The organism is Chryseobacterium sp. FH1, from assembly GCF_000735135.1.
Taxonomy (GTDB): Bacteria; Bacteroidota; Bacteroidia; order Flavobacteriales; family Weeksellaceae; genus Epilithonimonas.
On the sequence record NZ_JPLZ01000007.1, the window covers coordinates 38331 to 51079 of the forward strand.

Sequence of the window (12749 nt, forward strand, 5' to 3'; positions counted from 1 at the left end):
GGGGATATTTTTTTAACTAATGATTAATCAAAGCTTCAGAATTAAGTGATTAATAATATAATAAATTGGTAATCGAAAAATTCCTAAATTCGTATGAAGATTAAACAATTTAAATCAATCATCAATGAAATTTTCAAAAATAATTTTAGTCGCAGCATTATTGTTACTGCAATTTGGATTCGCTCAGGAAAAGGCAGATGTTGTTTTGAACAAAGCTTTGACTCAGGCAAAAGCAGAAAATAAAAATGTCCTTTTAGTATTTCACGCGTCGTGGTGTGGCTGGTGCAAACTGATGGAGAAGAATATGGAATTGCCGACTACAAAACCGCTTTTCGATAAAAGTTATGTGACCGCTTATCTCGATGTCCAGGAACGTGGCGAAAAGAAAAGCCTTGAAAATCCCGGCGGTCAAGAATTGATGAACAAATACAAAGGCGAAACAGCAGGTCTTCCATTTTGGTTGATGCTAAGTCCAAAAGGCGAAGTCTTAGCCGATTCCTTTGATGCAAAAGGAGAAAATATCGGTTCGCCTGCAAGTCCGGAAGAAGTCGCTTCGTTTCTCGTGAAATTGGAGCAAACTTCCAAATTGAATAAAGCAGAACTCCAAACCATACAAAAGGTTTTTGTCAAGAAAAATTAATGAAATTCCCGAGTGCTGACGTGGGAATTTTTATTTAAAAATATCCTAATAAATTGATTAGCTTTGTTTTAATAATCAATCAAACAGAATTAAAATGAAAAATTTCAAAGTAATATTCAGTTTTATATTGTTAATGACAGGCGTTCTCGGTTTTTCTCAAAATGATGAAAAAGTAATTCAAGCGCAAGTGACCCAAATGGTTTCCGACTGGAACACGCACGAGTTCAAAAATATGGATTCCTATATGACAGACGATGTGGAGTGGGTGAATATCGTAGGCATGTGGTGGAAAGGCAGAGCGGAAGTGAAGGCCGCACATCAGGGAAATTTTGGAGCGTTTTTCAAAGGTGTTCCGTTCAAGCAGAAAAGTTTGAAAACTAGATTTCTGACCAAAGATGTGGCTGTTGCAACTTTGATTTCCAGCGTGGGCGAATTTTTCCCACCAGACGGCATCGACCACGGAAACAACAAGATGCCCGCGAGCGACGATATTTTAACGTTGGTATTTGTCAAACAGAACGGGAAATGGCTCATTGCTTCCGGACAAAATACAGTGGTTGATACGAGAGCAGCGAATAATAATCCAGCTAAAAAATAAAATAGATCCCGAACTTAGGTTTGGGATTTTTTCTGTCTAAGTTTTTAAAATCAAAATCCATAAATTGCAGTGACACTAATTCAAATATTCAAAATAAAATTAAAAATGAAGAAAGCAAACCCAGTAATTTTAGGATTAATAGGAGTTTTAATATGTTCTTGTCAGGAAAGCAAAGTCGAAGGTTCTGAGATTGCAAATTCTGAAAAGGCAACAATGATATTCGAAAAAGGTGACAAAGTTCCGAATGACAAATTTGTAGGCAATGTTTACCAAGCGATTTTAAGTGATGAGGGAACTCGTGTCAGCAACGTCACTTTCGAGCCGAAAGGTCGTACGAATTGGCACAATCATCCTGGCGGACAAACGCTTTTGGTGACCGATGGTGTTGGCTACCATCAGGAAGAAGGGAAACCTGTCCAAATCATCAAAAAAGGCGATGTCATCAAAATTGGGAAGAACGTAAAACACTGGCACGGCGGAACTGCAGACCAAGCGATGACGCACATTGCGGTAAGCATAGACCACGAGAAAAATCCTTCGCAGTGGTTTGAGCCTGTGAGCGAGGAAGAGTATAAAGTGAAGTAATTATTTCATTTATAAGAACTTAATAATCTCAGAACAATTATTGGTAATGTAAGTGACGAGAAAACGATTGTCGGAACTTTCAAAGAAAATGTACCAAGTAGTGCTGGGATTGGCTTTTTAGAAGATATATTTTGAGCCTAAATCAGTTAAATTTTCAGGTGTGCTTTTGTGAGGGAAAATTGGAAGATTGTGTTCTATAAAATCATAAATTTTTTGAACATAAATTTGAGCATCACTTTCGAATCCAAAATATTCATTTTTATATAAAATCAAAATGAGTTCTTCGAGATAATTTGTGACATTTTTCTGGAGAATAATTGTTATTTCTTCCAATCCAAAGATTTTATAAAGTCGGAAGTTTTCTTTCTTGCTTCAGAAATTGAAATTCCTTCGATCCATTCCTTTTCGAAATCAAAAGATGTTCTTTTTCTGATTTTATTAATTTCTCCTATTAAAACTGGATTTTCCAAAGACTGAACCCATTTGATGATTTCGTTTTTTTCGGCAGACATATTCATTGTGCAAACTTTTCCTAACAAAGATAATTATTTCTTTTTTACCTTAATTTTTTTCTAAATAAAATAATTCAAAACTTATCTTTGCAAACTCAAAAGATAAATAATGTTTTCAAAAATCACAGTTCACAGAGTCGGGAATAAAATCAATGGAGAATCTTTAACGCTTTCTCAGCAGGAGCTTCAGCTGGATGAGGATATGACAGAATTGCTGGGAAATTACTTCATCAATGCTTTCAAATCTGAGGAGCAATTTCAGTTTTACAGCGATTCTTATTTGGTCAATAATCCGGTTTACAGTTCTGTTTCCGAGATTTTTGAAGACAAAGCCAAGTTCCAATGGGAGTCTGAAAATATCGCCAAACACCTTTACGAAGCAGCGGAAAATCCGAGAGTTCAGGCAGGCGAACTGTTCGTTGTTTATTTTGAAGGCGAAGTTTTCGAATCCGCAGACGGCAAAAGTGAAAAGACAGATTCTATCGGGATTTTCAAGACTGAAAAAAGAGAAGGTTTCCTAAAAATCAATCCTCAGGACGAATCTTTTGAAATTGAAAGAGATTTCGGAATCAGCCTGTCAAAAATTGATAAAGCGGCTTTGATCTACAACAGCGAAAAAGAAAGCGGCTACGTTCTGTCCGTCATAGACAACAACAAAAACGGTGACATCTACTATTGGTTCGAGGATTTCTTGAAAGTGAAACAACGCGACAACGAGTATTTCCACACACAGGAAACTTTGTCCGTCTACAAAGATTTCATCACGCAGAAATTGCCTGAGGAATTTGAGGTTTCAAAAGCAGACCAAGCGGATTTTTTGAACAAATCCATCAATTTCTTCAAAGAAAAAGAAGAGTTCAAATATGATGATTTTGTGAAAGAAGTTTTGGTGGACGATAGCGTCATAGAAAGTTTTTCCAACTTCAAATCCGACTATGAGCAGGATATGCAAATTGCGATTTCGGAAGATTTCCCAATTAACAATCAGGCTGTTAAGAAGCAGCAAAGACATTTTAAATCCATCATCAAGCTCGATAAAAATTTCCATATCTACATCCACGGCGACCGCGATAAACTGGAAACCGGACAAGACGACAAGGGGAAATATTACAGATTGTATTTCGAAGAGGAAAAATAATTTTGATTTAACATAATAATTAAAATACCAAAAAGTTCTACCTTTGTGGCTATGTTGAACGGGAGAAGTAAAACTTTCAAGAATTTCATTTCGGTATTTTTTGCCGCGATGTATCTTTTTGTGGCTTTGTTTTCTTCCCAGTTGCATAGCCACGAAGGCGAATCTTTCTTCAGAGATTCTGGCTTCAAAAAGACGGAAAAAACTTTTTCATCCGACATTTCAAAAGGTCAATCCGGCGATTGTTTGGCTTGTCATTTCCTGGCAACGGGTAATTCTTTGGTTCCGGAGCAGTTTTCTTTCCATTTTGAAAATCACACACACGACACACAACAAACTTTTTCTGTACAGGAAAAAATATGGTCAGCGACCAAATTCACTTTTCAACTTCGCGGTCCACCCGCCATTTCATAATTTTTAGATTCTTTTCGGATTTTTACTTTGAATTTTTTGAGATTTAAATGATTCTTGATGGAAATTAATTCCATTATAATGACGTTTGATATTCTAATTTATTCAAAACTTAGCGATGTAATTCTACATTGTAAAATCCAATTTTTTTAACGAAGCGTACTTTTTTAAAATTTGATTAGTCAATTAATTATGATTGAATATCAATGCTTTGAAGTGCAAAATCTATCTATTATAATGAAATTGATATATAGTTTACTGCTTATCTTTTGTGGATTTGCAATGACGAACGCACAGAAAACCTACACGGTAGAAGGAACGGTTCAGGATTTTCACGATAAGACAATGCTGGAAAATGCCGTTGTCAAAATCGGAGAATTCACGGCGAAAACAGATAAAAAAGGGAAGTTTTCTTTCCGAGACATTCCCGCAGGTTCATATCAACTCATTGCAAAGCATCCTCTCTGCGATGATTATACTGAAAATGTAAAAGTCGACAGAGATGTGCATTTGGCAATCACGCTGGAACATCACATCGATGAGATTGAAACCGTAACCATCCACGTCGACCACAAGACCAAAGGTTCTGTGATTATGAGAACGCTCGACAAAACGGAACTCGAGAGAAACTCCACAGAAAATCTTGGAAATCTTCTTTCTCGAATTGCTGGCGTCACTGCTTTGAAAACAGGGAATAACATTTCAAAACCCGTCATCCGTGGTTTGTATGGTAGCCGAATTTCTATCCTGAATAACGGCGTGAAAATGGCCGAGCAGGAATGGGGTGTAGAACACGCACCAAATGTGGATGTCAACGATTTCGAACACATCGATGTCGTGAAAGGCGCTTCCGCTTTGAAGTATGGGAATGAAGGCGTTGGTGGCGTTGTGGTTTTGGAACCCGCCATTTTACCAAAGAAAGATACGATTATGGGAAGTGTGAAACTTTCCGGAATTTCCAATGGCAGAGGAGGTGAGCTTGGTGCGAACGTCGCGAAAGTTTGGGAAAACCAATGGTTTGTAAAAGCTGGCGGAAGTTATAAGAAAACCGGCGATCAGTACATCCCTCATCAAACGTTGCAGAATACGGGAATGGAATTCAATTCCTTCAATTTCTCTTTTGGGAAACATGGTTTTTTGCAAGGTTTTGATGTGTCGTACAGTGGCATCAATCAGGAATTTGGGATTTATAGAGGTGCGCATTTGGCGAGTCCGGAGGATTTTTACAATGCGGTCAACTTTGGACAACCTTTTTATCTTGACAATTTCACGTATGATATTGATAATCCAAAACAGGAAGTGGCGCATCACATTGCAAAACTTTCGGCGTACAGACGTTTTGCGGATTTTGGAAAACTGACTTTTCAATATAGTTTTCAATTGAACCGCAGAAAAGAGTACGATATCAGACGAGGCGAGTTGAGCAATATTCCATCAATGGATTTAAGGTTGATCACACATTCTGCCAGTTTGGTACATTTGATCGAGCGTTCGGATTGGAGTTTAGAAAGCGGAATCTCAGGAAGTTTCCAAGACAATTTTCCAAATCCAGCAACCAAAGCGAGACGTTTGATTCCTGATTATTATCGATATGATGCGGGCGCGTTTTCGGTTTTCAAATATCGATTCAATTCGAAGTTGAATGCAGAAGCGGCGGTTCGATATGACTTCAGCAGATATGACGCTTATAAATATTATGATTCGGATAAATGGAATGCCAATTACGCAGACATTTTCCCAGAGTTTTTTGTGAATGAATCTGGAAGCAGGATTTTGACAAGACCAATTCTGGATTATCATAATTTCTCAGCGAATGTCGGCTTGGATTACAAACCAACTCAGAATTTGGAATTCAAACTAAATCTTTCCAGAGCAGACAGAACGCCAAATGCGGCGGAATTGTTTTCAGACGGATTGCACCATTCTGCTGCGATCATGGAGGAGGGAAATCTGAACATTAAAAAAGAAACGGTTTACAATGTGAATCTATCTTTGGCAGGTCATTTCAATGTGTTGAAAGGTCTTCACATCGAGGCAAATCCTTATATTATGATGTCTGATAATTTCGTGAATCAGATTCCGACAAGTGTTCTGAACACGAATCGAGGTGTTTTTCCGGTTTGGACCTATCAGCAGATTAAAGCGAGAATTTATGGTGTGGATGCAGATGCGGAACTTTCGATTTTGCATAATTTGAAATGGAGATCGGGATTCAGTGTTTTGAGAGGTGACGATCTTTCGAATAATGAACCTTTGATTTTGATGATGCCAGCAAAACTTCGAAATTCAATCGAAATCAGTCTTAGTAAACCTAAGAATTTCTATGTCACTTTAGAAAATGAAAATACCTTCAAACAAAATCGTTTTCCGATCAGAAATCTTCCGGTGACTTTCATCAAAGACGGTGTTGAAAGAAATGAGATTGTCGATTTCAGTTCTACGCCGGCTTCGTTTACATTATTTCACGCTTCTGTTGGAGCAGACTTATTCAAAAATCTGAATTTTAATTTCAGGATCAACAACATTTTTAACACAGAGTACAGAGAATATTTGAACAGACTCAGATATTATATGTTCGAACCAGGAAGAAATTTCGTGGTGACTCTCAAATACAATTTTTAATTACAACAACTTAAAATTTAAATCAAAATGAAAAAATTCATCAATATTACATTAGTCCTTTTAGTTTCACTTTTCATCTTCTCTTGTAGAAATGACGACGACGCAGTTCCCGAAGATGTACACGAGCACGACGAGATCGGGAAAGTGGTTTTGACTTTGACCAACAAAAATAATGCTTCGGATGTTCAAACTGTGAACGTGATTTCTGGCGTGGCAGACGGACATTTGCATTTGCATGCTGGCGATACTTATTCCGCGGTTTTGGATTTCCAGATCAAGCACGACGATCATTATCATTCTTCTGAAGAAATCGAGGAAGAGAAAGATCATCATTTCATCACTTTTGCACCAGCCAATGCAGATATTGTTGTTTTGAGATCTGCGAACGACATTGTTAGAACAGACGGGCAAAGATTGGGTCTAAGAACAGAGTGGACGGTTAATTCTGCACAATCTACTGGAAAAATGAATATCAAATTAATTCATGGTCCCGTGACTGTCAATCAAAATTATCCATCGGCAACTAATCAGCTAGGTCAAACAACCGGTGGAGAAACTGATGTTGATATTACGGTTGATGCTCATTAATCTGATATTTCCTCAATATTCTGAAATAAAGATGTCTTTTATAAGGCATCTTTATTTTTTTTGCTCAAACTTTATGATTTTTTATAAAAATAGCAGGTGCAATTAATTTTGAACTTCCTTATAATTTGACTACTTTTGCAACCTAAAAATTTCAATTAATGAACGTTACAGCTACAAACCATGACGATGTAAGTGCATTGCTTACGGTAACATTGGAAAAATCTGATTATAAAGAAAAAGTTGAAAAGCAACTACTAAACTATGCAAAGAATGCACAGGTTCCTGGATTCAGAAAAGGGAAAGTGCCATTGAGTATGGTTAAAAAACAATATGAAGCTGGCATCGCTTTCGAAGAGATCAATAAACAGGTTTCTGAAGCGTTGAATGGTTATGTAAGTGAGAACAAACTTAGATTGGTAGGTCAGCCAGTTCCTCAGCCAGTAAACGATTTCGATCACAATGCAGAATCTCTTTCTGTAGCTTTCGAAGTAGGATACGAGCCAGAATTCTCTGTTGATCTTGCTAAATATGAAGCGCCTCATTACAAAGTAGAAGCTTCTGACAAAGAAATCAATACAAGTGTTGAGAACATGCAAAAGCGTTTCGCAGAGAGATTACCGGAAGATAAAATCGGTAAAGATTCTTACGTAGCTTTGGAAATTGCTCAAGTTGTGGAAGAAGGTGCAGAAGGTGAGCACAACCACGCCCCAAAAAACGTAACGATTTCTAAAGATCAGAAAGAAGCTTACGATTTGGTGAAAAAATTGAAAAAAGACGATTCTGTAAAAGTTTCTAAAGAAGATCTTGCTTCTAAAGAAGAATTGGCAAAACAACTAGGTTTTTCTAAAGAAGAAGCAGAACACCTTCACCACAACGAGGTAGAAGTAACTGTAAAAGATATCTACGGATTGAATTTGGCAGAACTTGATCAAGAATTGTTCGACAAAGTGTACGGTAAAGACGTGATCACAACTGAAGAAGAATTGAAAGCAAGAGTGAAAACTGAATTGGACGAATATTTCCAACAAAATGCTGATGTTCATTTCGTAAACAAAATTCTAGAGCAAGTAAACGAGAAAGAAGAAATCAAATTACCTGAAGCATTCTTGATCAAATGGTTGTTGTTCTCTAATCAAAACATCACTTCTGAAGAGCAAGCAAAAGAAATCCTTGAAAACGAGAAAAATATTATCAAAGGTCAGATCCTAGAAGGAAAATTGATGAACGATAATGACATCCAATTGGATTATACTGAGGTTCTAGGACAAGCTGAGCAATTGGTAAGAAACCAATTGGCAATCTACGGAATCCACCACTTGGGTGACGATGAGGTTCAGAAATATGCAGCAGAAATGTTGAAAGACGAAAACCAAGTAAGACAAATCTCTTCTGAAGTTGCTATGGCAAAATTGAAAGATGTGATCTTGGAGAAATCTAAAAAAGTAGAAACTACAATCTCTCACGACGAGTTTCTTGAAGTATTGAAGAAATAATTTTCCTCAATTATAAATATAAAGCGATCCATATCTGGGTCGCTTTTTTTGTGATTAACAATGTTGAGAATAGATTTTCATTTGTCAGTCTGAGGCTCTCGAAGACATATTAAATTAAAAATTCAAAAACAACCTCGGATTGATCGGCTGATTGTTTTTGTGAACTTCATAGTGCAGATGAGGTCCCGTAGAACGGCCACTGTTTCCAGATTTTGCGATGATCTGGTTAGCCTTTATCCTGTCATTGGTTTCTACAAGTATCTCCGAAAGATGGCCGTAAAGCGTTGCCAAGCCATTTCCGTGTTCGATGATGACACAATTGCCGTAACCACCTTTCAAGCCTGCAAATATAACTTTTCCAGACGCAGCACCTTTCACCGGCGTTCCGTAAGCTACCGCAACGTCCAGACCTTTGTGAAACTGCATTTGGTCTTTTTCTGCCGGGGCGTTGCTGGATGCATTTTTATCTTCTTTTACGATCGCTTGTCTTTTGATCACGTTTCCAAGGCTGTCTTTTTCTTCGGCAACATTTGATTGTGCTACAGCTTTTGGATCTAATTTCGGAGGAATTGGATTTTTTCTGATTCCAAAATTCGAAGAAATGTAACCATCGGTCGGTATTCCCAATGGAACTTTTTGCAGTCTTTCCTCCAGATCAACCAAGTATTGGCTGTATCGGTTGCTCACTTTTGCAAGGTAAACTTCATTTTGAAGGCTGTCTTTGGCGAGTTTTTCAATTCTAAGGTCTGAGACGTTTTTTGATTTCAAGAATCCATCGATGCTTCTGATGCTTTGATCAACGACTGCAAGGTCGGTTTTAAGTTGAAGGTGATCAACGCTGTCTTTTTCATTATTGATTTTTACAAGATTGACTTCATACACTTTGTCATCGGTTCCTTCATAAAGTTTTGCGATGACGAAAGCCTGAACAAAACAGATTAACAAAAGTAAAAGAAGCACTATGTTCGTTTTCTTTTTCGATTTCAGAAAATTGACCATTAATGATGTTTTTAAAATGGATTGCAAAAATAAGGAAATTTTATTTTTCTCAATGTCAATCCTCATTATCAATGATTATTGGTTTAATAAAAGTTAATTATTCTTAAAATATTGTAAAATGGAATTTAGATTTAGGTAAACTCACAAATTACATTAGATTTGTAATAATGAAATTGAAAGACAAGAATGACTAAGAAATCGACAAAATCATCTAAAAATATACGTGTTGGCGTTTTAGGTAGCGGAAGTTTTGCAACGGCTATCGTCAAAATGTTGGTGGAGAATTGTAAAACCGTGCATTGGTGCGTCCGAAATGAATTCGTGAAAGGTGCCATAGAACAGCGTGGACACAATCCAACTTACCTGACAACGGTTTCCTTCAACTTAAAAAAACTTCAAATTACCACGGACATCAACGAGTTGGTTTCCAATTGTGACGTGATAATTTTGGCGGTTCCGTCCATCTATTTAGCAGAATCAATGGAGAAACTGACTTGCGATTATCAGGACAAACTATTCTGTTCTGCCATCAAAGGGATTGTTCCTAAGCATAATGACATCGTTGCGCATTATTTGAAAGACCAATTCAAAATTGGATTTAAAAATCAAGCGGTGATTGCTGGACCTTGTCATGCGGAGGAAGTGGCGATGGAACGATTGTCTTATTTGACAGTTGCTGTGGCAGGGAAAGAAGACGCTGATGTTTTGCAAAGTATTTTGTCGTCTTATTATATAAAGGTCAATACAAGTTGCGATATTCTCGGAAACGAATATTCTGCGATTCTAAAAAATATTTATGCAATTGGAGCTGGGATTGCAAGCGGTTTGGGCTATGGAGACAACTTCATCGCCGTTTATGTTTCCAATGCCATTCGCGAAATGGAAATTTTCCTGGAGTCCATTTATCCTGAGAAAAGAGATGTGAATGAGAGCGCGTATTTGGGCGATTTGATTGTGACCGCTTATTCCTTGTTCTCAAGAAACAGAAACCTTGGAAACTTGATTGGAAAAGGATACACCGTGAAATCTGCCATCCAATCGATGAGTATGGTTGCGGAAGGTTATTATGCAACGCAAGGGATTTATTCTATTTGTGAAGAGAAAAAGCTGAAATTGCCGATTATCAATGCTGTTTATGATATTCTTTACGAAGGGAAAAATGCCGAGAAACAATTTGCAAAACTCACGGAAAAACTGACTTAGCATTAATGATTTAATTAACAAAACATTACAATTTTCTATGGATTGATTGGAATAGAATTTGTAAATATTGCTCCGTTAAAGTAACAAACACAAAAAACAATAATGAAATATTCAAAGTTAAAATTAGCTCAAGAAGCCATCAAACACAAAGGATTTCTCCAAAAGATTCCTTCTGTGATTCGGATGTTCAAATTGTGGTACAGAGGCGAATACAAAATGAAATTCACCGATGTCCTGATTCCCGCGTTGGCATTAATCTATGTCATCTCGCCAATCGATATCATTCCGGATTTTGTACCGGTTGTAGGGGCTTTGGATGATTTGGCAATTTTGGCTTTGGCCATTCCAATGCTGATGAAAGAAGTGGACAAATTCCTGCTTTGGGAAAGCCAACTCAGAAAAGGCAACCGCGAAATTCAGGATGCTGAAATAGTAGAATAAAAAAAATCCCGATTCAAAACTGAATCGGGATTTTTATTTCTAAACGCTGATGACTTCTTCAATCTCCGGAGCGTGTTGCTTGATGGTGCTTTCCACACCCAGCTTCATCGTAGAACTGCTGATACCACAGCTGGAACAGCTTCCCAATAGTTTTACGAACACTTTCTTCTCCTGAACGTCAACCAATTCAATATCGCCACCGTCTTTCTGCAAAAACGGACGAATGCTTTCCAAAGCATCCATCACCTTGGTTACCAGTTCTTCCTGAATTTGATTTGTATTATTATCCATTTTATATATTTTCCTTTTTAAATTACCCCGATTTTAAGCCATTAGCAAAAAGCCAATCACCAAAAGCTAATTACTTTTTCGGAGAACAACCCGCCATCGTTGTAATTTTCACGGCTTCGGTTGCAGGTAGATTTTTGTTTCTCTCAACAAGACTTTCTACCATATTCTGAGCAGTCTTCACGTAAATCTCAGAAATCGTTGAGTTTTCTTGAAGCGCCGCCGGTCTTCCAACGTCACCAGCTTCTCTGATGCTCTGAATCAATGGAATCTCTCCCAAAACCGGAATTCCCAAATCCTCTGCCATAAACTGAGCACCTTGTTTGCCAAAGATATAATATTTATTCTCAGGTAGCTCTTCCGGCGTGAAATAAGCCATATTTTCTATCAATCCCAAAACCGGAATGTTGATACTTTCCATATTGAACATCGCGATTCCCTTTCTCACATCCGCCAAAGCAACGTGTTGAGGCGTACTCACAATCACCGCGCCAGTCACCGGAACTTCCTGAATGATAGATAGATGAATGTCACCAGTTCCAGGAGGAAGGTCAATCAACAAGAAATCCAATTCGCCCCAATCCGCATCACGAATCATCTGATTCAACGCTTTCGAAGCCATTGGTCCTCTCCAGACAACCGCTTGGTTTGCACCTGAGAAATATCCGATGGACAGCATTTTCACACCGTAATTTTCAATTGGTTTCATCAGATTTCTGCCGTTTACTTCCACAGAGATTGGTTTTTGACCTTCTGTATCAAGCATTGTCGGGACAGATGGTCCGTAGATATCCGCATCCAGCAATCCAACTTTGAAACCCATTTTTGCCAACGTCACCGCAAGGTTTGCCGCAACAGTAGATTTCCCAACGCCACCTTTTCCGGAAGCGATGGCAATGATATTTTGAATTCCAGCGATTTGCTTTCCTTTGATTTCGTTGGTCACCGGCGTTGCAGGCAATTCCGGAGACGTGATTTTCAATTTAAGATTCACGTGCTCTCCAAATTCCGAAGCAAAAGCCTGCTTCATAGCCACTTCCAGTTTCTTTTTCTCGTGCATTGCCGGAGAATGCGCCGTCATATCAATATAAATATCGTCTCCCATCACCTGAAAATTACTTACCAGGTCTTCCACTTCTATCTCTTTCAGGAAATCCTGAACCTTTGATTTCGTCAGCATAAAAATTTGATTCTTAATACTGCAAATTTACGGATTTTAAAATTAATTTAGAAT

At 37.9% G+C, this 12749-nt stretch carries 15 protein-coding genes; 10 read left to right on the forward strand and 5 right to left on the reverse strand.

The window, feature by feature from the left end:
- Positions 1–124 precede the first annotated feature (124 nt).
- The 3 genes from IO90_RS16025 to IO90_RS16035 all read left to right on the forward strand — a co-directional run bounded on the left by IO90_RS16025 (position 125) and on the right by IO90_RS16035 (position 1823).
- Complete coding sequence (locus IO90_RS16025) at positions 125–640, forward strand: thioredoxin family protein (protein ID WP_034969579.1); 516 nt, start codon at positions 125–127, stop codon at positions 638–640.
- A gap of 94 nt (positions 641–734) precedes the next feature.
- Positions 735–1238 carry an SgcJ/EcaC family oxidoreductase gene (locus tag IO90_RS16030; protein WP_051878842.1) on the forward strand — a complete coding sequence of 168 codons (504 nt, stop codon included), beginning with the start codon at positions 735–737 and terminating at the stop codon, positions 1236–1238.
- Between the two features lie 105 nt (positions 1239–1343).
- A complete protein-coding gene (locus IO90_RS16035; RefSeq protein WP_081871843.1) occupies positions 1344–1823 on the forward strand; it encodes a cupin domain-containing protein in 480 nt (159 codons plus the stop codon).
- Between the two features lie 117 nt (positions 1824–1940).
- On the opposite strand, the gene IO90_RS16040 is transcribed toward IO90_RS16035, so the two are convergent.
- Both IO90_RS16040 and IO90_RS16045 read right to left on the reverse strand, forming a co-directional pair.
- Positions 1941–2156, reverse strand: coding sequence for a hypothetical protein (locus IO90_RS16040; RefSeq protein ID WP_034969582.1), 216 nt, complete (start codon positions 2154–2156; stop codon positions 1941–1943).
- On the reverse strand, positions 2144–2341 hold the full coding sequence (locus IO90_RS16045) for a hypothetical protein (RefSeq protein ID WP_034969587.1): 198 nt from the start codon (positions 2339–2341) through the stop codon (positions 2144–2146). The genes IO90_RS16040 and IO90_RS16045 overlap by 13 nt, the downstream gene beginning before the upstream one ends.
- A gap of 103 nt (positions 2342–2444) precedes the next feature.
- Between IO90_RS16045 and IO90_RS16050 the strand changes: the two genes are divergently transcribed.
- The 5 genes from IO90_RS16050 to IO90_RS16070 all read left to right on the forward strand — a co-directional run bounded on the left by IO90_RS16050 (position 2445) and on the right by IO90_RS16070 (position 8584).
- On the forward strand, positions 2445–3473 hold the full coding sequence (locus tag IO90_RS16050; RefSeq protein ID WP_034969590.1) for a nucleoid-associated protein: 1029 nt from the start codon (positions 2445–2447) through the stop codon (positions 3471–3473).
- Positions 3474–3524: 51 nt separating this feature from the next.
- Positions 3525–3884, forward strand: a complete 360-nt coding sequence (locus tag IO90_RS16055; protein WP_034969593.1) for a hypothetical protein — start codon at positions 3525–3527, stop codon at positions 3882–3884.
- 234 nt (positions 3885–4118) lie between these two features.
- Complete coding sequence (locus IO90_RS16060) at positions 4119–6503, forward strand: TonB-dependent receptor (RefSeq protein ID WP_034969596.1); 2385 nt, start codon at positions 4119–4121, stop codon at positions 6501–6503.
- Positions 6504–6530: 27 nt separating this feature from the next.
- A complete protein-coding gene (locus tag IO90_RS16065) occupies positions 6531–7091 on the forward strand; it encodes a hypothetical protein (protein WP_034969599.1) in 561 nt (186 codons plus the stop codon).
- A 158-nt stretch (positions 7092–7249) separates the two neighbouring features.
- Positions 7250–8584: a trigger factor gene (locus IO90_RS16070; protein ID WP_034969603.1), complete on the forward strand. Its 1335-nt coding sequence runs from the start codon at positions 7250–7252 to the stop codon at positions 8582–8584.
- A gap of 114 nt (positions 8585–8698) precedes the next feature.
- On the opposite strand, the gene IO90_RS16075 is transcribed toward IO90_RS16070, so the two are convergent.
- Complete coding sequence (locus IO90_RS16075) at positions 8699–9583, reverse strand: M23 family metallopeptidase (RefSeq protein ID WP_051878849.1); 885 nt, start codon at positions 9581–9583, stop codon at positions 8699–8701.
- Positions 9584–9769: 186 nt separating this feature from the next.
- On the opposite strand from IO90_RS16075, the gene IO90_RS16080 reads away from it, so the two are divergent.
- Both IO90_RS16080 and IO90_RS16085 read left to right on the forward strand, forming a co-directional pair.
- Complete coding sequence (locus IO90_RS16080; protein WP_034969606.1) at positions 9770–10786, forward strand: NAD(P)H-dependent glycerol-3-phosphate dehydrogenase; 1017 nt, start codon at positions 9770–9772, stop codon at positions 10784–10786.
- 102 nt (positions 10787–10888) lie between these two features.
- Positions 10889–11227: a YkvA family protein gene (locus tag IO90_RS16085; protein WP_034969609.1), complete on the forward strand. Its 339-nt coding sequence runs from the start codon at positions 10889–10891 to the stop codon at positions 11225–11227.
- A gap of 39 nt (positions 11228–11266) precedes the next feature.
- Here IO90_RS16085 and IO90_RS16090 read toward each other — a convergent pair whose 3' ends face one another.
- Both IO90_RS16090 and IO90_RS16095 read right to left on the reverse strand, forming a co-directional pair.
- Positions 11267–11518 (reverse strand): NifU family protein, encoded by a 252-nt coding sequence (locus IO90_RS16090; RefSeq protein WP_034969612.1) that lies wholly within the window; start codon positions 11516–11518, stop codon positions 11267–11269.
- 70 nt (positions 11519–11588) lie between these two features.
- The gene (locus IO90_RS16095) at positions 11589–12695 is read right to left on the reverse strand and encodes an Mrp/NBP35 family ATP-binding protein (RefSeq protein ID WP_034969616.1); all 1107 of its coding nucleotides are present in this window, start codon (positions 12693–12695) and stop codon (positions 11589–11591) included.
- Positions 12696–12749 lie beyond the last annotated feature (54 nt).